This window comes from Pseudomonas sp. NPDC088368, assembly GCF_044753445.1.
GTDB classification, from domain to species: domain Bacteria; phylum Pseudomonadota; class Gammaproteobacteria; order Pseudomonadales; family Pseudomonadaceae; genus Aquipseudomonas; species Aquipseudomonas bambusae.
The window spans coordinates 72,706-97,703 of the sequence record NZ_JBIVNG010000005.1 but is presented as its reverse complement, the minus strand read 5'-3'; the positions used below and the strand labels follow the sequence as shown (position 1 = coordinate 97,703).

Sequence of the window (24,998 nt, the reverse complement as noted above, 5' to 3'; positions counted from 1 at the left end):
GATACATGACAGCATAGTGACGCAAAAAAGCCCGTCGCCTCGGAACCGTGGCAACGGACTGTTCATGTTTCGCAAGCCTCGTTCCATAAGGCCCTTGGGTTCAGCGGCGGGACGAACCTGTCACCCCGCGCAGGGTTGTCTGGCAGCGCTTCGCACTGCCGCGTTCTTATAGCCCCAGATCAGCCAATGCTTTGCTGACAACCTTGGCTGGTAGAGGAATGTACCCGTCTTTCGTGACAACTTCCTGACCTTGTTTTGACAGGATCAGTTTGACGAACTCGGCTTCCAGCGGGTTGAGCGGCTTGTTGGGCGCCTTGTTCACGTAGACGTAAAGGAAGCGCGCCAGCGGATACGTGCCATTCAGCGCGTTGGCTTCGTTGTCTTCGATGAAAGCATCGCCCTCTTTCCTGGCCAGCGGCACGGTGCGCACGCTGGACGTTTTATAACCAATGCCCGAATAGCCGATGCCGTTAAGCGAGCTGCTGATGGAGCTGACCACCGAGGCGGAGCCGGGCTGCTCGTTGACGTTGGGCTTGAAGTCGCCTTTGCACAGCGAGACTTCCTTGAAGTAGCCGTAAGTGCCCGAAACCGAATTGCGGCCAAACAGCTGGATCGACTTCCCCGCCAGATCCCCGGTCACGCCCACGTCCCCCCAGGTTTTTGCGTCTGTCTTGGCGCCGCAAAGGCGAGTTGCCGAGAAGATAGCGTCCACTTGCTGCAAGGTCAGGCCCTTGATCGGGTTGTCCTTGTGCACGAACACCGCCAACGCATCCACCGCCACCGGAATCGCGGTCGGCTTGTAGCCGTATTTCTGCTCGAAGGCCGACATCTCGCCGTCCTTCATCTTGCGGCTCATCGGGCCAATCGTCGCAGTGCCTTCGGTCAGTGCCGGAGGTGCCGTGGACGAGCCCGCCGCCTGAATCTGGATGTTCACCGTCGGGTATTCTTTTTTGTAAGCCTCGGCCCACATGGTCATCAGGTTGGCCAAGGTGTCCGAGCCAACGCTCGACAGATTGCCCGAGACGCCGGAGGTTTTGACGTAAGGTTTGATCGCCGGATCAACCGCAGCAACAGCGCTTGCGGTGGCAACGCTGGCTGCGACAAAGGTGAGTGCAGTCATCAAACGCTTGAATGTCATGCCTGGCTCCTGGCGAGGTCAAAAGTCTGGCCGGGTGAATGATGGCCATGTGACTACTGTATGACCAAGTTGTGACAATTAAATGAAAGGCCGCCAACCTTTTCAGGTGGCGGCCTTGGGTCGAGCCAATTAATTGCTACAGGTTATTTCTTACAGATCAGGCGCGCTTACTCTTCAGCAAATACACCCCAATCACCATTCCCAGCGCGCACAGAATCGCGACATACCAGGCAGGACCCATCGGGTTGGCCTTGAGCATCAGAGTGACGACCATCGGGGTCAGGCCGCCGAAGATCGCGTAGGCCAGGTTGTAGGAGAACGACAGCCCGGAGAATCGGACGACAGGCGGGAAGGCTTTTACCATCACGAACGGCACAGCGCCGATGGTGCCGACGAACAGACCGGTGATGGCGTACAGCGGATAGAGCCAATCCGGGTAAGCGCCGACGGTGTGATAGAAGGTCCACGAGCTGACCAGCAAACCCAATGAGCCGAGCAGGAAGACTAAGCCTGCACCAAAGCGGTCGGCCAGCGCGCCTGCGCCAATGCAGCCCAGACTCAACATCACAATCGCCAGGCTGTTGGCCTTGAGTGTGACCGCGGGTGCAAAGCCATAACTGGTCTGCAACAGGGTCGGGGTCATGAGGATGACCACCACGACACCTGCTGACAGCAGCCAAGTCAGGGCCATCGACAACACGACGGCACTGCGATGATCACGCAGAACGGCCTTGAGCGGCACTTCCTCGGCGAGTTGCTTGCGCAGTTGCAGCTCGGCGAACACCGGTGTCTCGTGCAGCCAACGGCGCAGGTACACCGACATCAGACCGAATACCCCGCCGAGCAGGAAAGGAATACGCCAGGCATAGTCCGAAACCTCAGCAGGTGAGTAAATGCTGTTGATCCAGGTGGCGACCAGCGAGCCGAGCAAAATGCCTGCGGTCAGACCGGATGTGAGCGTGCCACAGGCGTAACCGACGTTACGTGCGGGAACGTGCTCGGAAACGAATACCCACGCACCCGGCACTTCGCCACCAATGGCGGCGCCTTGAATGACCCGCATCAGCAGCAACAAAAGCGGCGCCCAGATGCCAATCTGCGCATAGGTCGGCAGCAGGCCCATGATCAGGGTCGGCACTGCCATCAGGAAAATACTCAGGGTGAACATTTTTTTGCGGCCGAGCAGGTCGCCGAAATGCGCCATCACGATTCCGCCCAGCGGACGAGCCAGATAGCCCGCGGCAAAAATGCCAAACGTTTGCATCAAACGCAGCCATTCCGGCATGTCTACGGGGAAAAACAGCTTGCCCACCACAGCGGCGAAGAACACGAAGATGATGAAATCGTAAAATTCCAGCGCGCCGCCCAAGGCAGAAAGCGACAGGGTTTTGTAATCGTTGCGGGTCAGCGGACGCGAAGATTGCGCGGCACTTGAAGACACAGAGGACATGACAATGGCTTCTCTTTTGAGACTCTTTTGGGACGAGTGATCGGTAGCAAGGCAGCCAGGGGTAGCGGCTGTGCACGCGATTTATCGACTCGACACGTTAATCGGGCATCAAAATTGCGTGCCAATTTTGGCGGAGTGGGCCAAATCGGTTCGGCACGATAGCAAATTGCGCGTCGCTGCACATGGATTGCAACGAGCGCCGGGCAAAATGGAAACCCGGCGGTCGTCTCGCCGGGCCTTGACCGATATACTGGCCGGCCGCGACTCAACCGGTCTTTCGGGGAATTTGTGCGAAACCATTTACCCAAGTCGTTTTCGCAGAACTTCCCCCTTTAAACGTAGTGAAGACTGAGCGTGATGGGTCAGAGGGACCCCTTGATGAATGAGTTAGAGCAAGAAGATCCAATCCCGCAGGGCGATCTCGCCTTGCAAATCACTGCCTTGCCGCGCGAAACCAACGGTTTCGGCGATATCTATGGCGGGTGGCTGGTCGCACAAATGGACTTGGCCGGCACAGCAATGGCCAGCAAAGTCGCAGGCGGACGCGTCGCCACCGTCGCGATCGACCGTATGGCGTTTTTGGTCCCTGTGGCCGTAGGCGCGCAGCTGTCCTTTTATACCCAGACGCTGGAAATCGGCCGCAGCTCGATTCAGATGATGGTCGAAGTCTGGAGCGACGATCCGCTGTCCAGCGAATGGCGCAAGGTGACTGAGGCTGTCTTTGTGTTCGTTGCCATCGACGGCAGCGGGCGCACCCGGTCGGTTCCAGCCAGGCGCTGAACATCGGGTCAGCGCCTCATCGCACTTGGCAGCGCGCAGTAAACTCATCAAGCTTGGCACAGTCTGATTCAGTCACTGTCCTTTGAGTGAGTACCCTTATGCCTACGCCAGAAGTCGAATCCATCCAGCTCGGTGAGCTGAACTGCTGGCGCATTCGCCACGGTCAAGCCGAACTGGTGGTCGCCCAGCAGGGCGCGCATGTCGTCAGCTATCAGATCGACGGCGATGAGCCTCTGATCTGGTCCAACCCCGGCGCGGTCTTTAAACACGGAAAAGCGATTCGCGGCGGCATGCCTGTGTGCTGGCCATGGTTCGGCAATTTCCAGCGCAACCCGCAAAGCGTGCAGGACATGCGCCAGAGCAGCGAACCGGCGAACGCCCACGGCGAAGTCCGGGCCATCGACTGGGAGTTGATGGGGATGGGCGAAGACGGCGACGCGCTGATCGTCGAGTTCATTCAACCCAAGGCCGAAGGGCATTTACCGGGCTGGCCGCACACGGTAGGCGTGAAGCTGCAGATCCGCATGGACGCTGCGCTAAACGTCAGCCTTGCCAGCTTCAACGCAGGCCCTGAAACCGTCACGTTGAGCCAGGCGCTGCACAGCTATTTCGCGGTGAGCGACGTGCACCAAGTGAGCATTGAAGGTCTGGACGGCGTGAAGTACCTGAACACGCTGGAAAGTTGGGAAACGCTGAATGTGCAAGCGGGTGACATTACGTTCAGCGGCGAGACGGACCGTATCTATCAGGACACACCGGACTTGGTTTCCATCGTCGACCCTGGCTGGAAGCGTCGGATTCAAATCCAGACGCAGGGCTCAAAATCCTCCGTGGTCTGGAACCCGTGGATCGAGAAGACCAAGACGTTCAGTGATATGCAGGCCGACGGCTGGAAGAGCATGGTGTGTGTCGAGACCGCGAACGTCATGACCGACATCGTGACGCTCGCGCCGAGTGAGATGCATGTCATGGGCGTCAGCATCTGGGCTGAGCCTTTGGGCGAAGAATAACCAAACACTGATCTTGCCCTGTGGGAGCGAATTCATTCGCGATGGGATCTTACAGTCGACACATTCTTGTGAATGTGCCGGCCTATCGCGAATGAATTCGCTCCCACAGGTGATTTCAGGCATTACGCAATATTCGCAGCGTGATCGATGCAGCGGGCGGATCAGCTTACAAATCCGCTTCAGTCACCACCCGAACTTTTCCCGCATCCAGCGCATAAGCCGCGTCGGCCAAGTCATTGCTGACCTTCTCGACCTTCAACGTGCCAATGACCCACAGCGGTGTGTAGATGTCATCGATCTTCAGGCCTTTGGGATAACGCACGAGCACCAATTGATTAGGCGGCGGTGGCGGCACGTGAATGCACGCGCCTGGGTACGGCACCAGGAAAAACAGCGTGGCGTGACCCTTGGCGTCTGTTTCCAGTGGGACCGGATAGCCGCCCAGACGAATGTGCTTGCCGTCCATGGCCGCGACGGTCTTGGTTGAATACATCACGGCGGGCAAGCCCTTGCTCTGCTTCAAACCACCCTTGCTGTCGAACGTCCCCTGGGCTTCCGGGGAGTTGTGATCGATTTCGGGCATGGCTTCGAGGGCTTTCTGGTCCGACTTGGGCATGAGCTCAAGCCAGTCGGTTTCAGGAATGTCGGCGGCGCGTGCCAGTCCGCAGACCAGCAGCAGGGAAACGAGGAGAAGACGACGCATTGAAGGGCTCGGCAGGAAGAATTGTATGCCGCGCATTCTAGCCCTCTGCGCGGCAGTAGCGCAGAGGGCCAGAGTCACATTCATTTCTTTTTGATCAAGCCGTAGATCACCAGCAGGACAATCGCGCCTACCAGTGCACCGAGGAAACCTGCGCCTTGGCCTGCTTGATAGATGCCCAGCGCCTGACCACCGTAGGTCGCCACCAGCGAGCCGGCGATACCCAGAATAATGGTCATGATCCAGCCCATGCTGTCGTCGCCTGGCTTCAGAAAGCGAGCCAACAGACCCACGATCAGGCCGATGAAGATGGTTCCGATGATTCCCATGCCATTTCCCTCTGTTTGAATGAATATGCCAAAGCCTAGTCGGCAATTGGCAACACGCTATGAGAGGGGTGTGGGGGATGAATGGTTCAACTGGAAGATATGGACGTCAAACTTTGCTTCCCCACCGCAAATCACACGGTGGGCAAAACACCTCTATGAGCGAGTTTATTCGCGAGGCGGCGGTACACCCAATAGAGCTGTATTGAATGTACCGGCCAATCGCGAATGAATTCGCTCCTACAGAGGTCACCGTTTACATCACGCAACCTGTGGCGCTCAGTTTTTGATCAGCGCTTCGACCAGCTTTACTTGGCGATCCAGCGTTGCGCGGTCATGGCTGCGAACAGTCGCATGCCCGACCTTACGGCCGGTCTTGAACGCCTTGCCATAGTGGTGCAAATGGCAGTCGCCGATGGCGATGACCTTGTCCACGGGAGGCACTTCACCAATGAAGTTGAGCATCGCGCTCTCCCCCACTTTGGCGGTCGAACCCAGCGGCAGGCCAGCGACGGCACGTAGGTGGTTTTCGAACTGGCTGCACTCGGCGCCTTCGGTGGTCCAGTGGCCGGAGTTGTGAACGCGTGGCGCAATTTCGTTGGCCTTCAGACCGCCATCGACTTCGAAGAACTCGAACGCCAGCACGCCAACGTAGTCGAGCTGCTTGAGAACGCGACCGGCATAATCCTCGGCCAGCGCCTGCAACGGGTGATCGGTGCTGGCGATGGACAGGCGCAAAATGCCGCTATCGTGGGTGTTGTGCACCAGCGGGTAGAAGCGGGTTTCGCCATCGCGGGCGCGCACGGCAATCAGCGACACTTCACCCGTGAACGGCACGAAGCCTTCCAACAGGCACGGTACGCTGCCCAGGTCGGCAAACGTCCCGACCACATCCTCGGGTTTGCGCAGGACTTTCTGGCCCTTGCCGTCGTACCCCAACGTGCGGGTTTTCAGAACCGCTGGCAGGCCGATGCTGGCGACAGCCGCGTCGAGATCTGCCTGGGACTGGATGTCGGCGAACGCAGGCGTCGGGATGCCCAGGTCCTTGAACATGCTTTTTTCGAACCAGCGATCGCGGGCGATACGCAAGGCTTCGGCGCTCGGGTACACCGGCACGAACTGCGACAGGAACGCCACGGTTTCAGCAGGTACGCTTTCGAATTCGAAGGTCACCAGGTCCACTTCGTCAGCCAACTGACGCAGGTGGTCCTGATCGCCGTAATCGGCACGCAGGTGCTCGCCCAGTGCAGCAGCGCATGCGTCTGGCGCAGGGTCCAGAAAGGCGAAGTTCATACCCAGCGGGGTGCCCGCCAGTGCCAACATGCGACCCAGCTGGCCGCCACCGATTACGCCGATCTTCATGAAAACCTCAGGCCTCGCGTGGGTCTGGATTGTCCAGAACGCTGTCTGTCTGCTCAGTGCGGAATTTTTTCAGCACTGCGTGGAATTGCGGGTGTTTGGCGCCCAGGATGCTGGCGGACAACAGCGCGGCGTTGATCGCGCCCGCCTTGCCAATGGCCAGCGTCGCGACCGGAATGCCCGCAGGCATCTGCACGATGGAGAGCAGCGAATCGACACCCGACAGCATCGACGATTGCACCGGCACGCCCAACACAGGAAGGTGGGTCTTGGCGGCGCACATGCCCGGCAAGTGAGCAGCACCACCGGCACCGGCGATGATCACCTCGATGCCACGGCCTTCGGCCTCTTCAGCGTACTGGAACAGCAAATCCGGGGTGCGGTGGGCCGACACCACTTTGACTTCGTACGGAATGCCGAGCTTTTCCAGCATGTCGGCGGTGTGGCTAAGGGTGGACCAATCGGACTTGGAGCCCATGATCACGCCAACCAGTGCGCTCATCGTCGTGCCTCTTCATCGGGCGCCCGCAGGCGCGTCTAAAAACAACAAGCCACGCGGGAAGACCGGCGTGGCTTGTCGTACGAATTATGACCAGTGCAACCGGCCAAAGGCCGCGCAGTATACCGCAAAGAGTGGCGTTTAACAGAACGCCGACGACCTTCGGTCAACCCGTCGAAACGGGCTGCGAAACCTTGTATTTACTGACTTCACGGTCAAGCCGATGGCTGTGCCACGCCGCCCTCCAGCTTGCGCCACAAGAGCCGCACATTGGCCTTGCGCACCAAGGCGCAACGGTAGAGCCGAATCTCCAGTGGGACATGCCATTGCGGGCCGCCACAAATCACCAGTTCGCCGCGCTCCAGTTCCGGCGCGATAGAAAGACGAGGCACCCAGGCGATCCCCAATCCCTGCAACGCCATGCCTTTGAGGCTGTCGGCCATCGCCGTCTCGTACACCGTGGTAAAGCGCACGGTGCGCTGGCGCAGCAACAGGTTCACCGAGCGTCCCAGAAAGGCCCCCGCGCTGTAGGCCAGCAACGGCACGCTCTGTTCGCCTTCCAGATCGAACAGCGGTTTACCGTCCGCGTCCGCCGAGCAGACGGGCAGCATTTCCGTCACGCCCAAGTGCAGGGACGGAAAGATCTCGGCGTCCATCTGCAACGCAGCGTCGGGGTCGTAAAACGCGAGCATCAAGTCGCAACCGCCTTCACGCAGGGCATGCACCGCGTCGCCGACGTTGGTGGCGACCAGGCGGGTCGCAATGTTCAGGCCTTCATTACGCAACTGCGCGATCCAGCGCGGGAAGAAGCTCAGCGCCAGCGAGTGAGCGGCGGCGATTTGCATGACTTCGCCCTGCCCGCTTTCCAGATGGTGAAGATGACGCAGCACTTCGCCCAATTGATCGACTACGGTTCGCGCGGTCACCAGAAATAATTGCCCCGCCGCTGTCAGTTCGATGGGCGTGCGTGAGCGATTGACCAGTGTCAGTCCCAAGGCAGCTTCCAGACTGCGAATCCGCCGACTGAACGCCGGCTGCGTCACGAACCGACGCTCCGCCGCTTGGGAAAAACTCCGGGTGGCCGCCAGCGCGCTGAAGTCTTCCAGCCATTTGCTTTCCAGATTCATCGAGTCCCCCCAGTTAGATGGGTTGCGCGCCACCTCCTGTAGCAGTCGGCGCCTACACGGTTCACACGCTCATCACAATCCGAACGTCACATCGACATTATGCCGTTTGTGCATAGGCTAGCGCTTAACAGCATTGGTTCGCAATCACCCGCAAGCCTAGTATTAAAGGCGTTCCGGCTTAGTCCGTGCCTCTCTTGAGACTTTCTCTATCATGTCCTCCGCTGCATCATTTCGCATCGAAAAAGACCTGCTTGGCGTTCTCGAAGTACCCGCTGAAGCGTATTACGGCATCCAGACCCTGCGCGCAGTGAACAACTTTCACCTCTCCGGCGTTCCCCTTTCGCACTACCCGAAACTGGTGGTCGGTCTGGCCATGGTCAAGCAAGCGGCTGCCGATGCGAACCATCAGTTGGGCCACTTGAGCAGCGAGAAGCACGCAGCGATCAGCGAGGCCTGTGCCCGCTTGATCCGTGGCGATTTCCACGAACAGTTCGTGGTCGACATGATTCAGGGTGGCGCCGGTACGTCCACCAACATGAACGCCAACGAAGTCATCGCCAACATCGCCCTTGAAGCGATGGGCCATGCCAAAGGCGAATACAAACACCTGCACCCGAACAACGACGTGAACATGGCGCAGTCGACCAACGACGCTTACCCGACGGCGATTCGCCTGGGTCTGCTGTTGGGCCACGACGCCCTGCTCGCCAGCCTCGACAGCCTGATTCAAGCCTTCGCGGCCAAGGGTCAGGAATTCAGCCACGTGCTGAAAATGGGCCGGACCCAGCTGCAAGACGCCGTTCCGATGACCCTTGGCCAGGAATTCCGCGCCTTCGCCACCACGCTGACCGAAGACCTCCACCGTCTGCGCAGCCTGGCGCCTGAGTTGCTGACCGAAGTGAACCTGGGCGGCACCGCCATCGGCACCGGCATCAACGCCGACCCTGGCTACCAGCATCTGGCGGTCGAGCGTCTGGCGATCATCAGCGGCCAGCCATTGGTGCCAGCCGCTGACCTGATCGAAGCCACCTCCGACATGGGCGCCTTCGTGCTGTTCTCCGGCATGCTCAAGCGCACCGCCGTCAAACTGTCGAAAATCTGCAACGACCTGCGCCTGCTGTCCAGCGGACCGCGCACCGGGATCAACGAAATCAACCTGCCAGCGCGTCAGCCCGGCAGCTCGATCATGCCTGGCAAGGTCAACCCGGTGATTCCGGAGGCCGTGAACATGTGCGCCTTCGAAATCATGGGCAACGACCTGGCGCTGACCGTCGCGGCCGAAGGCGGCCAACTGCAACTGAACGTGATGGAGCCGCTGATCGCCTACAAGATCTTCGACTCGATCCGCCTGCTGCAGCGCGCCATGGACATGCTGCGCGAGCATTGCATCGTCGGCATCACCGCCAACGAACAGCGCTGCCGCGAGCTGGTCGAGCACTCGATTGGCCTGGTCACCGCGCTGAACCCGTACATCGGTTACGAAAATGCCACCCGTATCGCCCGCGTTGCGCTGGAAACAGGCCGAGGCGTACTGGAACTGGTGCGCGAAGAAGGCCTGCTCGACGACACGATGCTCGCCGACATTTTGCGCCCCGAGAACATGATCGCTCCACGTTTGGTGCCATTGAAGGCCTGATCAAACCGCTCTCGCGTTATCTGCAACACGCTCACCAGGCTGAGGGCCTAGACACCCCTCACCCTTTTGAGGGCCGGAAGTAGACGCTTCCCGGCCCTTTTTTTTGCCCGGAATCTTTGCGGAACGGGCTGATCTCAGACCCTAGTGCTCAAGGAACTGACTACCCAAAGAACACCACTGCTACAGAGCGGTTCTCCTGGGACGCCCATCGGAAACCGACGAAACGGGATTAAAAAGCAGAAACGGTTTACAGACTCCAATAACGCGCACCGGTATAGTGCGCCCCCTCTAAAAAAGCGAGGAAACATCAATGCTTGAAGTCATCAACGACTTCCTCTCGGGAAAACTGCTGATCGTGCTCATTGTCGGGCTCGGTGGATATTTCACGATTCGCTCGCGCTTCGTCCAAATGCGTCATTTTTTCCACATGTTCGCGGTGTTCCGCGAAAGCCTGCGCAGCAGCTCCGGGCAACTGAGTTCGTTCCAGGCCCTGATGCTGAGCCTCGCCGGCCGCGTTGGCGCCGGTAACATCGCCGGTGTCGGTATCGCGGTAACGCTTGGCGGACCGGGTGCGGTGTTCTGGATGTGGGTCACGGCACTGGTCGGCATGGCCAGCAGCTTCTTCGAATGCTCCCTCGGCCAGCTCTACAAGCGTTGCGATTCCGATGGCCAATACCGTGGCGGTCCTTCCTTCTATATTCAGCACGGCTTGGGCAAGCGCTGGCTGGGCATGGTCATGGCGGTGCTGTTGCTGGTGACGTTCGGTTTCGCGTTCAACGGCCTGCAATCCCACGCCGTCACCCACTCGCTCAATGACGCGTTCGGCGTCTCGCCAGGCTATGCCGGTATCGGTCTGGCCGTGCTGCTGGGTCTGGTGTTCATCGGCGGTATCAAACGTATCGCAGCGGTCGCTGACCTGTTGGTGCCGGTCAAGACGCTGGTCTACATCGCGGTCACCTTGTACGTGATCGGCGTGCAGTTCGAACACGTCCCACATATGCTGGCGACCATCGTCAAAAGCGCATTCGGCGTGGACGAAGTGTTTGGCGGCCTCGTCGGCAGTGCCATCGTCATGGGTGTGAAACGCGGCGTGTTCGCCAACGAAGCGGGTCTGGGCAGTGCGCCGAACGTTGCGGCGGTGGCCGAGGTTCCACACCCCGTGGCGCAAGGTGTGGTTCAGGCGTTCAGTGTGTTCCTCGACACCTTCGTCATCTGCACCTGTACCGCTTTGTTGATTCTGCTCTCGGGCTTCTACACCCCTGGCTTCGAAGGCGACGGCATCGCGCTGACGCAGAACTCGCTGGCGGCGGTCGTGGGCGACTGGGGCAAGCTGTTCATCAGCGTGGCACTGTCGCTGTTCGTCTTCACCTCGATTCTCTACAACTACTACCTGGGCGAGAACAGCCTGCGCTACCTGCTCGGCGAGAGCCGCAAAGCGCTGATGGGCTACCGCGCACTCGTGCTGGCGTTGATCCTGTGGGGCGCTGTGGAAGACCTCGGCACCGTGTTCGCTTTTGCCGACATCACCATGACCTTGCTGGCGTTCGTGAACCTGATTGCATTGGCCATGCTGTTCAAGATCGGTTTGCGTATCCTGAACGACTACGATGCCCAGCGTAAGGCAGGCATCAAGACGCCGGTGTTCGACTCCAGCCAGTTCCCCGATCTGGACCTGGACCTGAAGGCCTGGCCAAAGCCGGTCGATGGGCAGCCTGCCGCTAAGCCTGCGACGGCCACCGGCAAACCGGCCATCGACACACCTTGACCCTCTGAAAGTCTGTCCAGGGAGACACGCATGAATCGCGACAACCACGCACCGGCCAGCAACATCATGGTGCTGTACACCGGCGGCACCATCGGCATGCAGGCCAGCGAAAACGGTCTCGCGCCAGCGTCCGGTTTCGAGGCGCGCATGGCCGAACAACTGGCGAGCCAGCCCGCGCTGGTGGTGCCGCAGTGGCAGTTTCGCGAAATGTCTCCCTTGATCGACAGCGCCAACATGACGCCCGCCTATTGGCAGCGTCTGCGTGAGGCGGTCGTCGAGGCGGTTGAGGCTCAAGGCTGCGATGCCGTGCTGATCCTGCACGGTACCGACACCTTGGCCTACAGCGCAGCGGCCATGAGCTTTCAACTGTTGGGGCTGGACGCGCCTGTCGTGTTCACCGGCTCCATGCTGCCCGCAGGCGTGCCGGACAGCGATGCCTGGGAAAACGTCAACGGCGCATTGCAGGCGCTGGGCAAAGGATTGCCGTCCGGCGTGCACCTCTACTTCCATGGTGAACTGATGCAACCGACCCGCTGCGCGAAAATCCGCAGCTTCGGTCGCAACCCTTTTGCCGCGCTGAACCGTTCTCGCGGCGGACAGACCGTTGGCACCTTGCCCCCGGCACTGGCCTACCACCAGCCCAAGAAACTCGCCAACGTCGCCGTGCTGCCGCTGTTCCCCGGCATTGGCGCGGCACAACTCGACGGCCTGATCGACAGCGGCATTCAAGGTCTGATCCTGGAGTGCTTCGGCAGCGGCACCGGCCCCAGCGACAACCCGGCCTTCCTCGACAGCCTGCAACGCGCCCACCAACGCGACATCTGCGTGATCGCCATCACCCAATGTCACGAAGGCGGCGTCGAGCTGGATGTATACGAAGCCGGCAGCCGCCTGCGCAGCGTTGGCGTCCTGTCCGGCGGCGGCATGACCCGCGAAGCCGCCTTCGGCAAACTCCACGCCCTGCTCGGCGCGAACTTGGCGGTGGAGGAAGTTCGGCGGTTGGTGGAGCTGGATGTGTGTGGGGAGTTGCGTTAAAGGCGATTGCATCGCTTCTGTCTGCGACTGCTTCGCAGCCGATCGCGAGCAAGCTACGCTCCCACGCCTGCGGCAGAAGCAGATCGTGGCGCGGTGAAGGCTTTTGATTCTGGCCGAAGGCCGTGGGAGCGTTGCTTGCTCGCGATTGACCGCGCAGCGGTCACACATTCAAACGACTCGTTCTTCGGGTTGTACACGGCACATCTCTTGCTCCCCCTTTCCGATCAAAAAAACAATCGGAATGCCCTCATGCTCCATTCGCACCTCACTACCCTCAACGCCGTCTCGCTGGTGCTGGAGACGTTTTCGGCCGAGGGGTGGGGCAGCGAGGCGTTGCTGGCCGGGAGTGGGATCACCGAGGCGGACCTGAGCCGACCGGACATTCGCATTACCACCTTTCAGGAAATGCAGGTCTGTTCCAACGCGGTGGCGTTGCGGCGGGAGATCGGGTTGCCGCTGGGCCGGCGCATGCATGTGTCGTCTTACGGGATTCTCGGTTACGCCCTGCTCACCAGTGCCACTTTCGGTGACGCCCTGCGCCTGGCGCTGGAGTACCCGGCGCTGCTCGGGACGCTGTTCGAATTGCAGTTGATCGAAGAAGGCGACCGCGTCTGGTTCAGCGCCAGCGATTATCGGGACGACGAGGGCTTGCGGGTCTTCAACGCCGAGCTGTGCATGGCGTCGCTCAAGGTGATCTGCGATGACTTGCTTGGCAAACCGCTCCCTCTTATGGCCGCACGGTTCGCTCACGGCGCACCGGATTATCAGGGGAGCTACCGCGAAAGCTTCGCCTGCGACGTGCATTTCAACGCAGAAGACAACGCCTTTGCCTTCGACAGACGTTGGCTCGATCAGCCGCTGACCCTCGCCGATCCCGTCACCCATCGCGACATGCGCGAGCGTTGCCGTCGGCAGAACATCGAGTTCACCGGGCGGCAGGCATGGCTGGGGCGCATTCGTCATTTGCTCGCGGATCAACTCGACAACTCCCCAAGCCTGCGGCAGCTGGCGCAGAAGATGAACTGTTCCGAGCGCACGCTACGCCGTCATTTGCAGGCCACCGGCAGCAGCTACCAACAGCTGCTCGACGAGCTACGCTTCGAGCGAGCTAAGCAACTGTTGCAGGACGACCAGTTGCCGATTCATCACATCGCCGAGGTGTTGGGATTCAGTGAAACGGCGAGTTTTCGGCACGCGTTCATTCGTTGGAGTGGCGTGGCGCCGAGTCAGTTTCGAGTGTGAATCGTTTGTAGAGGCCAACGCTAGCCCTCTGTAGGAGCGTATTCATTCTGGGCGGCATTCCGACGAGACATCCGCACAGTCGATAGAGATAGGTCGCGTGCACCAGCCCCTCGCGAATGAATTCGCTCCTACAGGGATGGGCACCGTCAATTTGCAACGCCTCCAAACAGGGCGCGGCGCCCTATTCAGGGGCGATTTTCGGACAGCTTTTATGGCCGAATACGTCCCCTTTTGGCCGTTTCCGTCGTTCTCCGAAAAGCCGTCCGCCTCAAGAATGTCGGACACCGATGCCCACAGGAGAACAAAAAATGCTGACGATCTATTCAGACGATCACCATCTGCACCATGGCCGTTGCGAGTTGATCGACGGGCAATTGATGCCCTGCTTCGAAATGCCCTCCCGTGCCGACCACGTGCTGCAAAGGGTCAAGGACCGCGAAATCGGCGCCGTCGAAGGCCCGCGGGATTTCGGCATCGAGCCGATCAAGCGCATTCACACCGAAGCGTTTCTGGAATTCTTCAAAGGCGCATGGGCTCGCTGGGCCGCGACCAACCCCCAAGGCGACCTGCTGCCGTTCACCTGGCCAGCACGCACATTGCGTTCGGTCATTCCCACCAGCCTGCACGGCCAACTGGGCTATTACACTTTCGATGCCGGAGCGCCGATCACCGCGGGCACCTGGCAAGCCGCATACAGCGCTGCGCAAGTCGCTCTCACTGCGCAGGCCGCGATTCAAAACGGAGCGCGTAGCGCCTTCGCCCTGTGCCGCCCGCCGGGACACCACGCCGCCAGCGACGTGATGGGCGGGTACTGCTACCTGAACAACGCTGCCATCGCTGCGCAGGCCTTTATCGACCAAGGCCACAAAAAGGTCGCCATCCTCGACGTCGATTACCACCACGGCAACGGCACGCAGTCGATTTTCTACGAACGCAGCGACGTGCTTTTCACCTCGATTCACGGCCATCCGGAGGCGGAGTTCCCGTTCTTCCTCGGCTATGAAGACGAGTTGGGCGAAGGCGCGGGGGAAGGTTTCAATTTCAACTACCCACTGGCCGCAGGCAGCGATTGGGCGGCCTGGAGCGCCGCGCTGGAAAAAGCCTGTGACGAGATCGACCGCTTCGGCGCAGACATCGTCGTGGTGTCGCTGGGCGTAGACACCTTCAAGGACGATCCGATCTCTCAATTCAAGCTCGACAGCCCGGATTACCTGCGCATGGGCGAACGCATTGCACGCCTGGGCAAACCCACGCTGTTCGTGATGGAAGGCGGCTACGCCGTCGAAGAAATCGGCATCAACGCCGTGAACGTGCTGGAAGGTTTCGAAAGCGTCTGACCCCTCCGACTTAAAAGAAGAGAGACAACGATGAACAGACTCAAGCGCTTGATCGCCCCCGCCCTGTGCGCCGCCATGCTCGGCGGCATGGCCCACGCCGATGAACAGAAAACCCTGCGCGTTTACAACTGGTTCGACTACATCACCCCGCAGACCCTGGAGAACTTCAAGAAGGACACCAAGGTCCCGCTGATCTACGACATCTTCGACACCAACGAAGCCCTCGAAGCCAAGCTGCTGACCGGCAACTCCGGTTATGACGTGGTGGTGCCCTCCAACGTGTTTCTGGCCAAGCAGATTCAGGCCGGCGTGTTTCAGCCCTTGGACAAGAGCAAGCTAACGAACTATTCGCACCTCGACCCGAGCCTGATGAAGCTGCTGGAAGCCAACGACCCGGGCAACAAATTCGCTGTGCCTTACATGTACGGCACGATCCTGATCGGCTTCAACCCGGACAAGGTCAAGGCCGTGCTGGGCGACAAGGCCCCGGTAGACAGCTGGGATTTGATCTTCAAAGAAGAGAACATCAGCAAACTTAAACAGTGCGGTGTGACGCTGCTCGATTCGCCTTCAGAGATTCTGCCACTCGCCCTGCAACACCTGGGGCTTGATCCGAACAGCAAGAATCCAAAGGACTACGACAAGGCGGAAGCCTTGCTGATGAAGATCCGCCCATACATCACCTATTTTCACTCGTCCAAGTACATGGCTGACATCGCCAACGGCGACATCTGCGTGGCCGTGGGTTATTCGGGCAGCTTCTCGCAAGCGGCCAATCGGGCGAAGGAAGCGAAAAATGGCGTGGTCGTGGACATGCGCCTACCGAAAGAAGGCGCACCGATCTGGTTCGACATGCTGGCCATCCCGAAAGGCGCCAAGGACGTGGAGGATGCGCATACCTTCATCAACTACCTCCTGCAGCCTGAAGTGATCGCGCCGATCAGCGATTTTGTCGGCTATCCAAATCCGAACAAAGACGCCACGGACAAGGTCGATCCAGCGATTCGTAACAACCCGAACCTCTACCCGACCGCCGAAGCGATGAAAACCCTCTACACGCTGACGCCGTTGCCACGCGAAGCCGAACGCGCGCGGACGCGGGTATGGACCAAGATCAAGTCCGGCACCTAGAAACAGCGGCAAGCTTCGAGCCGCAAGCTCCAAGGGGCCTACACCCGCTTGAAGCTTGCAGCTCGTCTCTCATCGCTGCTTCTCTGTGGCATCACGAAGCATCGAGTTCAAGTTCCCCGAGATATTCGCGCACAGCGCCTTCATTTGAATCTCATGCTCGGACGCCTTGAACGGGCTTTGCAGGTCGGTGCCAATGCGTTCGATCGCCAGCAGCATGAAACCTACCACCGTCGATGCAAGTGGCGTGAACCAGCCCAACGTTTCCACCAACCCTATCGGCACGATGATGCAGAACAGCGTGATGAACAGTCGCGGGAAGGTCACGTAGGGATAAGGCAGCGGCGTGTTGGCGATGCGCTCCATGCCGCCCTGGCAGTTGGAAATCTCCACCATCGTTGATTCGAGCCGCGCCAGACGAATGCTGTCCAGCCGACCGGCTTGGTATTCGCCCGCGATGATCGCGGCGGACTCGTTGAGGATGTCATTGGGAAAGTTGTTGGTGCGCGTGCGCCGGTCGTATTCCTCTCGGGAAATCATGGCCGTGACGTCCTCACCGCATTGCTCGCCCTTGAGGTGCGCCGAGAGGCATTCCACGTAGGCCACGTGCCGACGCAGCAGTACGGCTTTGACCGGATTCAGCTCGGTGCCGTCGTCGATCAGGGTCAGCACTTGCCGCGCGAAGCTGCGGGAATTGTTGACCAGCGCGCCCCATAACGTGCGGGCTTCCCACCACCGGTTGTAAGCGCTGGAGTTACGAAAGCTGGTCAGCACCACCAGCGCCGAGCCCAGCAACGTGAGAGGCATCGACGGCAGTGTGATCTTGCGTTCCAAGTACAGCATGAAGTCGACCGTGACAACGATGTCCCAAATAAGCAGCCAGAACAGCGACCAACCGATGTAGGTAAACGTCCTGATCATGGCGCGGTATTTCTTGATGATCGTTTCCTGCAATGGTCACCCCCTGTTTGCAACCGTGGACCCCGCAACAAGCTGGAGTCGCAAAGGGGTTCGAATACAGTTGTTACAGATCGTTCGGGCTGCTCACCAGTGGAAATGTAACCAAATGCCTTAAAAGCGCAGCCCGCCTTCGTGCGCCAACAGCCAGTCAGGTGACGGATTATTCATGGAACGAACCCGCCTCCCCCGCGCTCAACACCTATCTGGAAGCTTCAGCCACACGTCACGAGGAGAATGTTAATGAGCGCGTCTGCCACCTCCACCGAACGACCTGCACCCCACACCGATCGCGACCAACTGACCATCAACACCATCCGCACTCTGGCCATGGACGCCGTGCAAAAGGCCAACTCTGGCCACCCCGGCACGCCGATGGCACTGGCTCCGGTCGGCTACACGGTGTGGAAAGATTTCCTGCGCTATCACCCGGAACATCCTGACTGGCCCAACCGCGACCGTTTCGTCCTGTCAGTCGGTCACGCCTCGATGCTGCTCTATTCGCTGCTGCACCTGGCGGGCGTGGTTGAGATCGACGAACACGGCAAACCGTCCGGCAAACCGGCGATCAGCCTGGAAGACATCAAGCAGTTTCGCCAAATGGATTCGAAAACCCCTGGCCACCCTGAATACCGCATGACCACTGGCGTTGAGACCACTACCGGCCCGCTGGGTCAGGGCTGCGCCAACAGCGTGGGCATGGCGATGGGTTCTCGCTGGCTGGGTGAGCATTTCAACAAACCCGGCGCGACGCTGTTCGATTACAACATCTACGTGCTGTGCGGCGACGGCGACATGATGGAAGGCGTGACCGCAGAAGCTGCGTCGCTGGCCGGTCATTTGAAGCTGTCGAACCTGTGCTGGATCTACGACAACAACACCATCAGCATCGAAGGCCATACCGAACTGGCCTACAGCGACGATCCGCTGAAACGCTTCGAGGGCTACGGCTGGAAGACCCTGCACGTGAAGGACGCCAACGATGCGGCCGCGCTGGCTCAGGCAATCCAGACCTTCCAGCAGACCGATGACGCTCCGACGCTGATCGTGGTCGACAGCGTGATCGGCTACGGCTCGCCGAACAAACACAACACCGCTGCCGCCCACGGCGAACCGCTGGGCGAAGATGAAATCAAGCTGACCAAAAAAGCTTACGGCTGGGACGAAAACAGCAGCTTCCTGGTGCCTGAAGAAGCGCGCCATTACCTGCGCGACGCCCTGCTGAAACGCAACGGCGGCGGCTATGACGCGTGGAAGGAAACCTTCGCGCGCTTCGAGAAAGAGCAGCCTGCACTGGCCGACGAGCTCCAACGCATGCGTCAAGGCGAGATGCCCGAAGGCTGGCGCAACACGGCGGTCAGTTTCGACGCCGACGCCAAGGGCATCGCGACCCGTGCGGCGGGTGGCAAGGTGCTCAACGGTTTCGCTCAACAGATTCCCTGGCTGATCGGCGGGTCGGCGGACCTTTCGCCTTCGACCAAAACCAACCTCACCTTTGAAGGCGCCGGCAGCTTCGAAGCCGGCAGCTACAGCGGTCGCAACCTGCATTTCGGGATTCGCGAACACGCAATGGGCTCGATTGCCAACGGACTGGCGCTGTCCTATATCCGTCCCTACACCTCGACATTCCTGGTGTTCAGCGACTACATGAAGCCGCCGATTCGCCTGGCGTCGATCATGGAGCTGCCGGTGATTTTCGTCTTCACCCACGACTCCATCGGTGTGGGCGAAGACGGCCCGACTCACCAACCCATTGAGCACCTGACCCAGTTGCGCGCCACCCCCGGTCTGCTGACCCTGCGTCCGGGCGATGCCAATGAAACGGCCGAGGCCTGGAAAGTCGCCTTGGCCCAAACCCACCGACCCACGTGTCTGGTGCTTTCACGCCAGCCGATGCCGACACTGGATCGCGCTAAATATGCGAGTGCCGAGCACGTCGCTCGTGGTGCGTACGTGTTGGCCGACGCAGTCGAGGGCAAAGTCGAGGTGATTCTGATCGCCACCGGCAGCGAAGTCGGCATGACCGTCGAGGCGTTCGAAACACTCAAGGCAGCAGGTATCGCGGCCCGCGTAGTGTCGATGCCGAGCTGGGAGTTGTTCGAGGATCAAGATAAGGCGTATCGCGACGAAGTGCTGCCGCCAAACGTGAAAGCTCGCGTCGTGGTGGAGCAGGCCGGGCCTGTGGGTTGGGATCGGTACGTCGGCCAGACCGGCGCGAAGATCGTGATGAACACGTTCGGGGCCTCGGCGCCGATTGACAAGCTGCAGGCGAAGTTCGGGTTTACGGCTGAGAACATCGCTAAGGTTGCCAAATCCCAACTGGGGAAATGAAGCTGACTTTCGTTATCTGACAAGACATCGGCTTGGCACACGATGATCACCTGTGGGAGCGAATTCATTCGCGAGAGGCCGGTACATCCGACGAAAATTTTTCGGATGTACTACCGCATCGCGAATGAATTCGCTCCCACAGGGGGTTTTATGAGTGCCGCAAAACTGCGGCAGTGCTGTCAGGCAGTAATCAACACCCGCTCAACACCACCGGACGCCGCTCGCCTTCAAAGAAGAACGGCCGAATCCTTACGCCCACCGCATTCCCCGCAAACGCTGCGATCAGCCACAGCCAGCCGTGCAGGCTGCCCGAAGCGATGCCGCTGAAATACGCGCCGATGTTGCAGCCATAGGCCAAACGCGAGCCGTACCCCAACAACAAACCGCCCAACACGGCCGCAATGAGCGAACGGGTCGGGATCTTCAGGCTTGGCGAGAAACGTCCTGCAAGCCCCGCCGCCACCGCCGCTCCCAACATAATGCCGATGTCCATGACGGTGGTGATGTCTTCCCACACCGGCGCCGCCAAAGCCTTGGCATTGGCTGGCATCTGCCAGAACACCCAGCTGCCGACATCTACACCCAGCGCGCTGGCGACTTTCGCGCCCCACAAGGCGAACGCCGAGGTGATGCCCCAGGGACGACCCGCCAACGCCAACGTCGCGTAGTTGAGCAACGCCAGGGCAATCGCACCCCACACTAGCGGCCACGGCCCGCGCAGGAAACGACGCAGGCCCACGTGCTCACTCGCGACAGCGGCTTCGAGTTCGCCATGACGGCGTTTTTCCAGTTTGACTGTGATTATGGCGATCACAGCGAACAGCGCAAGACTCATGATTAGCGCGGGCATCACGCCGAAGGTTTTGACGATCGAGATCGCCGGGAACGACGGCAGGGAGAACCACCAGTCGGCGTGATGGGTGGCAATCACCGAACCGATGATGAAGAACAGCAGCGTGACCAGCATCCGCGCATTGCCGCCCCCGACGGTGAACAGCGTGCCTGACGCGCAACCACCGCCCATCTGCATGCCAATACCGAAAATGAACGCTCCGAACACGACGGAAACGCCCGCCGGCGCGACCAGTCCGGTGACCGGCGTACCGAACAGCGTGCCCGCGCCCAAGGCCGGAAAGAACAGCACGACCGCAATCGCCAGCATGACCATCTGCGCCCGCAGACCCGCACCGCGTCGCTCGTTGATGAACACGCGCCAGGCCGAGGTGAAACCGAAGGCTGCGTGATAAAGAGTCAGGCCCAACGCGGCGCCGACGATCAGCAACAAGACCTGCTTACCGCCGACGGCGGACTGAAGAAACAGCGCGCCGATAACCAACAGGATGAAAGCGATCAGCGGCGCACCGAGCTTGCGCTCAGGGGCGGCGGAAAGAGGGAGGCTCATGGATGTGTCTCAGGGTATGTTTGCGATGGGCGCGAGTATAACCCCGCCCAGTTGTTTTTGATTCTGGCCGCAGCGCCGTAGGACTGCCGGGGTGGCGTGGTCAAGGCTTTTGATTCTGGCCGCAGGCCGTAGGAGCTGGCTTGCCTGCGATCTGGCGCGAAGCGGCAGTAAACCCTGCCACCGTGACTGCCCTGACACGACTAGGTCGTCTGGTTTTACTGCTGCTTCGTAGCAAAATCCGTCTGTTGGGAAACTACTCTCTCCAAACACCCCGCAACCGCTCAAGTGCCGACGCAATGTCTGCCTCGGGCACCGCCGCAAACCCCAACACCAACCCCGCCCGGTTATCCACAGGCGTATCGGAATTCGGCAGCCAATAATCACTCAACGCCCCGATCTCAACCCCCACGCTGTCGGCCTTGGCCACCAGTTCTCTTTCTCGCGCCAGGCTCTCGACCGCCACCGACACGTGCAACCCCGCCACCGGCTTGGGCATGGGACTGCAGCCCCGTACATCTTCGGGCCATCCCGCCAGCAACGCATCCCGCCGACTCAACGCCGCTCGGCGCATGCGCCGAATGTGCCGCTGGAAATGCCCCGCCGCGATGAATTCGGCCATGACCGCCTGCGTGCCAACCTCCGAATGCCGCATGTCCACCGCACGCCGCTGGCTGAACGGCTTGACCAGATCGCGCGGCAACACCAGATAGCCGAGGCGCAGCGCCGGGAACGCGACCTTGCCGAAGGTGCCGACGTAAAGCACCCGCCCATGCCGGTCCAGGGCAGCCAAGGGCGCGAGCGGTGCGCCGCTGTAGCGGTACTCGCCATCGTAATCGTCCTCGACGATCCACCCCTGGGTGCGCTCGGCCCAGGCGAGCAAATCCAGGCGCCGCGCCAGGCTCATGGTCACGCCCAACGGGTATTGGTGAGACGGCGTCACGTAGGCCAGTTTGCAATTCCTGTCCTTCAAATCCGGACTGCGCATCCCCTCCTCGTCCACCGGCATGCCGCGCAAAGTCGCGCCCGCCACGGCGAACGCATGCCCAGCGGCGCGGTAGCCGGGGTTTTCAATCGCCACGCCGTCGCCATCGTTCAACAGCAACTGTGCACAAAGGGCAATCGCCTGCTGTGCGCCACTGGTGATCACAATTTGCTCAGGATCGCACTGCAAGTCACGAGATGTTCTTAAATACACCGCGATCAGCTCCCGCAGCCGCCACTCCCCTGCCGGATCGCCGTAGCCCAGCTGATGCAACCCAGGTTTGCGCCAGAAAGCCGCGTGCAGCTTGCCCCACACGTCGAACGGGAACAGATCGAATGCAGGAATGCCAACACGAAACGCCCTCGGCAAACCCTTCAAATGGGGCTTCAAATGATGCTGTTCCAAACGCTCCATAGACGCACTGTGGACAACTTTACTGGATAAATTACCAAGCTCATTTGGCGAAAATGTGGATAACCCTGTTGATAAGCCTGTCGATAACCCTGTGGACATTTTTGTGGATAGTTTTTTGGCGGACATGGGTTTGTCCGGCAGTTGAGCGACGTAAGTACCGTCACCAATTCGCCCTTCGATGAAACCTTCGGCGTACAACTGGTCGTAGGCGCGCATCACGCTGTTGCGGGAAATAGAAAGCGCCAGGGCCAAATCACGGCTGGCGGGCAAGCGCGTGCCGCTGCCCAAACGCCCGTCAAGGATTCGCTGGCGCAACGCCTGATACAGCTGGCGACTGAGGCCCTGTTGGCGGTCCAGCTCTATCCCGGCGAAATCGAAAGTCAGCGATGGCGTGATTGGCATGGATTGGCTCTACAAAATTGACCATTAATGGTTCTTACAACAGACCAATAGGCTGCCTAGGATGGGGCCAATCGCCAAGGAAAATCTCATGTACACACCCAGCTATTTCAAAGATGAGGACCTCGCCAGCCTGCATCGACAGATCGAAGGTACGCGCCTGGCGACCCTGATCAGCGTCGACGAAACAGGCCTGCACGCGAGCCATGTGCCGTTATTGCTCGACCCGAACCAAGGGCCGCATGGCACGCTGTTCGGCCATCTGGCCAAGGCCAACCCGCAGTGGAAGGCGTTGACATCTGGCGAAGCGCTGGTGATTTTCCAAGGTCCGGACGCCTACATCAGCCCGTCTTTCTATGCCGCCAAGGCCGAACACGGCAAAGTTGTACCGACCTGGAATTACCTCGCCGTGCACGCTTACGGTCGCGCCGAGATCTTCACCGACCCCGCGCGCCTGTTGCAGCTCGTCAGCGACCTGACCGACAAGCACGAAGGCAAACGCGTCGAGCCTTGGGCGGTCAGCGATGCACCTGCCGATTACGTCGAGAAAATGCTCAACGCCATCGTCGGGTTCGCCATCCCCATTGAGCGCCTGGAAGGCAAACGCAAGCTCAACCAAAACCGCAGCGCCGAAGACATTGCCGGCGTCAGCCAAGGCCTGGCCGCCAGCCAGGATCAAACCGATCAGGAAATCGCTCGTTTGATGAGCCAAGGAGAACCCCGTGTCTGACGTACAGATCCGCGCCGTAACCGCCGACGATCACGCTGCCTGGCTGCCGCTGTGGAAAGCCTACCTGACCTTCTACAAGACGGAATTGCCGGACGCGGTCACTGAAAGCACTTGGAAACGCTTTCTCGACAGCAATGAGCCGACCAATGCCGCCCTCGCCTGGCAGGACGGTAAAGCGGTGGGCATGGTGCACTTCATCTACCATCGCTCCAACTGGAGCATCAATTGGTCGTGCTACCTGCAAGACTTGCTCGTCACCCCGGACCAACGCGGCACCGGCGTCGGGCGCAAGCTGATCGAGCACGTCTACGCGACCGCGAAGAAGGACGGCGCTGACAAGGTTCACTGGCTGACCCACGAGACCAACACGACCGCGATCCAGCTGTACGACCGCATCGCCGAACGCCCTGGCTTCATTCAATTCCGCAAACCGCTTTGAGCTCTGGAATTCTGAACATGTCGAACCTCGAACACTGGCAACCGGCCAAACTGCCGGACACGCGCACCCTGAATGGTCGCTTTATCCGTCTGGAAAAACTCGATGCCGCACGTCACGCGGGTGGCCTGTGGACAGCACTGGAAGGCCCCGGTGCGGACCCGAAACTATGGGATTACCTGGCCGTCGGTCCGTTTACCGAACGCGCTGTTTTCAATGACTACCTGGCCGGGCTGCAAAACTCGACCGATCCCTGGTTTTACACCGTGATCGATCAGCAAACGGGCGCCATCGACGGGTTTCTCAGCTTGATGTCGATCGTGCCGAGTGCGGGTCGGATCGAAATCGGCCACGTGACGTTCGGCGCGTCGATGCAGCGCACGCCGAAAAGCACTGAAGCCGTTTACCTGCTGGCGAAAGAATCGTTCGCACTGGGCAACCGTCGTCTGGAGTGGAAATGCAACGGCGACAACGCCCGCTCCAAGCGCGCGGCAGAGCGCTTTGGCTTTAGCTTCGAAGGCACGTTCCGCCAGCACATGATCGTCAAAGGCCAGAACCGCAACACCGCGTGGTTCTCGATCATCGACAGCGAATGGCCCGAGTTGGAGAAAGCCTTCGTAGCGTGGCTGGCTGTGGATAACTTCAAGGAGGGCGAGCAAATCAAGACGTTGGCGGATTTGCGCAACGCATGAGCGAATTCACTCGTTAATTCGGCTGGAGAGCGCAAAACCTGTCGTAGCGAATTCATTCGCGATTGGCCAGTGCAGCCGACACATCTCCATCGCCTGACCCTTTTTTTCGCGAATAAATTCGCT

22 protein-coding genes are annotated in these 24,998 nt (G+C 60.0%); 12 read left to right on the top strand and 10 right to left on the bottom strand.

Annotated elements, in window-relative coordinates; translation table 11 throughout:
• Positions 1 to 166: 166 nt before the first annotated feature.
• Both ACIQAL_RS11915 and ACIQAL_RS11910 read right to left on the bottom strand, forming a co-directional pair.
• The gene (locus tag ACIQAL_RS11915; RefSeq protein ID WP_401145462.1) at positions 167 to 1,138 is read right to left on the bottom strand and encodes a phosphate ABC transporter substrate-binding protein PstS family protein; all 972 of its coding nucleotides are present in this window, start codon (positions 1,136 to 1,138) and stop codon (positions 167 to 169) included.
• A gap of 157 nt (positions 1,139 to 1,295) precedes the next feature.
• Positions 1,296 to 2,588, bottom strand: coding sequence for an MFS transporter (locus ACIQAL_RS11910; protein ID WP_401145461.1), 1,293 nt, complete (start codon positions 2,586 to 2,588; stop codon positions 1,296 to 1,298).
• A gap of 378 nt (positions 2,589 to 2,966) precedes the next feature.
• Here ACIQAL_RS11910 and ACIQAL_RS11905 point away from each other — a divergent pair, with 378 nt between their 5' ends.
• The gene (locus ACIQAL_RS11905; protein WP_108236231.1) at positions 2,967 to 3,368 is read left to right on the top strand and encodes an acyl-CoA thioesterase; all 402 of its coding nucleotides are present in this window, start codon (positions 2,967 to 2,969) and stop codon (positions 3,366 to 3,368) included.
• Positions 3,369 to 3,466: 98 nt separating this feature from the next.
• Positions 3,467 to 4,378, top strand: a complete 912-nt coding sequence (locus ACIQAL_RS11900) for a D-hexose-6-phosphate mutarotase (RefSeq protein ID WP_401145459.1) — start codon at positions 3,467 to 3,469, stop codon at positions 4,376 to 4,378.
• Positions 4,379 to 4,544: 166 nt separating this feature from the next.
• Here the strand turns inward: ACIQAL_RS11900 and ACIQAL_RS11895 are convergent, their stop codons facing one another.
• From ACIQAL_RS11895 to ACIQAL_RS11875, 5 genes are all read right to left on the bottom strand, one after another.
• Positions 4,545 to 5,081, bottom strand: a complete 537-nt coding sequence (locus ACIQAL_RS11895; RefSeq protein ID WP_401145457.1) for a DUF3299 domain-containing protein — start codon at positions 5,079 to 5,081, stop codon at positions 4,545 to 4,547.
• 80 nt (positions 5,082 to 5,161) lie between these two features.
• The gene (locus ACIQAL_RS11890; protein ID WP_166594011.1) at positions 5,162 to 5,407 is read right to left on the bottom strand and encodes a GlsB/YeaQ/YmgE family stress response membrane protein; all 246 of its coding nucleotides are present in this window, start codon (positions 5,405 to 5,407) and stop codon (positions 5,162 to 5,164) included.
• A gap of 276 nt (positions 5,408 to 5,683) precedes the next feature.
• Positions 5,684 to 6,766: a 5-(carboxyamino)imidazole ribonucleotide synthase gene (locus tag ACIQAL_RS11885; RefSeq protein WP_401145455.1), complete on the bottom strand. Its 1,083-nt coding sequence runs from the start codon at positions 6,764 to 6,766 to the stop codon at positions 5,684 to 5,686.
• A gap of 7 nt (positions 6,767 to 6,773) precedes the next feature.
• On the bottom strand, positions 6,774 to 7,265 hold the full coding sequence (purE, locus tag ACIQAL_RS11880) for a 5-(carboxyamino)imidazole ribonucleotide mutase (RefSeq protein WP_074754780.1): 492 nt from the start codon (positions 7,263 to 7,265) through the stop codon (positions 6,774 to 6,776).
• Positions 7,266 to 7,477: 212 nt separating this feature from the next.
• Positions 7,478 to 8,389, bottom strand: a complete 912-nt coding sequence (locus ACIQAL_RS11875; protein ID WP_401145452.1) for a LysR substrate-binding domain-containing protein — start codon at positions 8,387 to 8,389, stop codon at positions 7,478 to 7,480.
• 211 nt (positions 8,390 to 8,600) lie between these two features.
• On the opposite strand from ACIQAL_RS11875, the gene ACIQAL_RS11870 reads away from it, so the two are divergent.
• The 6 genes from ACIQAL_RS11870 to ACIQAL_RS11845 all read left to right on the top strand — a co-directional run bounded on the left by ACIQAL_RS11870 (position 8,601) and on the right by ACIQAL_RS11845 (position 16,535).
• A complete protein-coding gene (locus ACIQAL_RS11870; RefSeq protein ID WP_401145451.1) occupies positions 8,601 to 10,025 on the top strand; it encodes an aspartate ammonia-lyase in 1,425 nt (474 codons plus the stop codon).
• A gap of 310 nt (positions 10,026 to 10,335) precedes the next feature.
• Positions 10,336 to 11,790, top strand: coding sequence for an alanine/glycine:cation symporter family protein (locus ACIQAL_RS11865; RefSeq protein WP_401145449.1), 1,455 nt, complete (start codon positions 10,336 to 10,338; stop codon positions 11,788 to 11,790).
• 30 nt (positions 11,791 to 11,820) lie between these two features.
• A complete protein-coding gene (locus ACIQAL_RS11860) occupies positions 11,821 to 12,825 on the top strand; it encodes an asparaginase (RefSeq protein WP_401145447.1) in 1,005 nt (334 codons plus the stop codon).
• Between the two features lie 249 nt (positions 12,826 to 13,074).
• A complete protein-coding gene (locus ACIQAL_RS11855; RefSeq protein ID WP_401145445.1) occupies positions 13,075 to 14,067 on the top strand; it encodes an AraC family transcriptional regulator in 993 nt (330 codons plus the stop codon).
• 308 nt (positions 14,068 to 14,375) lie between these two features.
• Positions 14,376 to 15,404 (top strand): histone deacetylase family protein, encoded by a 1,029-nt coding sequence (locus ACIQAL_RS11850; RefSeq protein ID WP_401145443.1) that lies wholly within the window; start codon positions 14,376 to 14,378, stop codon positions 15,402 to 15,404.
• A gap of 30 nt (positions 15,405 to 15,434) precedes the next feature.
• On the top strand, positions 15,435 to 16,535 hold the full coding sequence (locus ACIQAL_RS11845) for a polyamine ABC transporter substrate-binding protein (RefSeq protein ID WP_401145441.1): 1,101 nt from the start codon (positions 15,435 to 15,437) through the stop codon (positions 16,533 to 16,535).
• Positions 16,536 to 16,604: 69 nt separating this feature from the next.
• On the opposite strand, the gene ACIQAL_RS11840 is transcribed toward ACIQAL_RS11845, so the two are convergent.
• A complete protein-coding gene (locus tag ACIQAL_RS11840) occupies positions 16,605 to 17,486 on the bottom strand; it encodes a bestrophin family protein (protein WP_178115698.1) in 882 nt (293 codons plus the stop codon).
• A 246-nt stretch (positions 17,487 to 17,732) separates the two neighbouring features.
• On the opposite strand from ACIQAL_RS11840, the gene tkt reads away from it, so the two are divergent.
• On the top strand, positions 17,733 to 19,820 hold the full coding sequence (tkt, locus tag ACIQAL_RS11835) for a transketolase (RefSeq protein ID WP_401145439.1): 2,088 nt from the start codon (positions 17,733 to 17,735) through the stop codon (positions 19,818 to 19,820).
• A 190-nt stretch (positions 19,821 to 20,010) separates the two neighbouring features.
• Here the strand turns inward: tkt and ACIQAL_RS11830 are convergent, their stop codons facing one another.
• The gene (locus ACIQAL_RS11830; RefSeq protein WP_401145437.1) at positions 20,011 to 21,222 is read right to left on the bottom strand and encodes a YeeE/YedE family protein; all 1,212 of its coding nucleotides are present in this window, start codon (positions 21,220 to 21,222) and stop codon (positions 20,011 to 20,013) included.
• Between the two features lie 253 nt (positions 21,223 to 21,475).
• Positions 21,476 to 23,020 (bottom strand): PLP-dependent aminotransferase family protein, encoded by a 1,545-nt coding sequence (locus tag ACIQAL_RS11825; RefSeq protein WP_401145435.1) that lies wholly within the window; start codon positions 23,018 to 23,020, stop codon positions 21,476 to 21,478.
• An 88-nt stretch (positions 23,021 to 23,108) separates the two neighbouring features.
• Here ACIQAL_RS11825 and ACIQAL_RS11820 point away from each other — a divergent pair, with 88 nt between their 5' ends.
• Genes ACIQAL_RS11820 through ACIQAL_RS11810 form a run of 3 tightly spaced genes read left to right on the top strand, consistent with a single transcriptional unit; the run spans position 23,109 to position 24,875 of the window.
• Positions 23,109 to 23,747, top strand: a complete 639-nt coding sequence (locus ACIQAL_RS11820) for an FMN-binding negative transcriptional regulator (protein WP_401145433.1) — start codon at positions 23,109 to 23,111, stop codon at positions 23,745 to 23,747.
• On the top strand, positions 23,740 to 24,186 hold the full coding sequence (locus ACIQAL_RS11815) for a GNAT family N-acetyltransferase (RefSeq protein ID WP_401145432.1): 447 nt from the start codon (positions 23,740 to 23,742) through the stop codon (positions 24,184 to 24,186). The genes ACIQAL_RS11820 and ACIQAL_RS11815 overlap by 8 nt, the downstream gene beginning before the upstream one ends.
• A gap of 17 nt (positions 24,187 to 24,203) precedes the next feature.
• Positions 24,204 to 24,875 (top strand): GNAT family N-acetyltransferase, encoded by a 672-nt coding sequence (locus ACIQAL_RS11810; RefSeq protein WP_401145430.1) that lies wholly within the window; start codon positions 24,204 to 24,206, stop codon positions 24,873 to 24,875.
• The last annotated feature ends 123 nt before the right edge of the window (positions 24,876 to 24,998 follow it).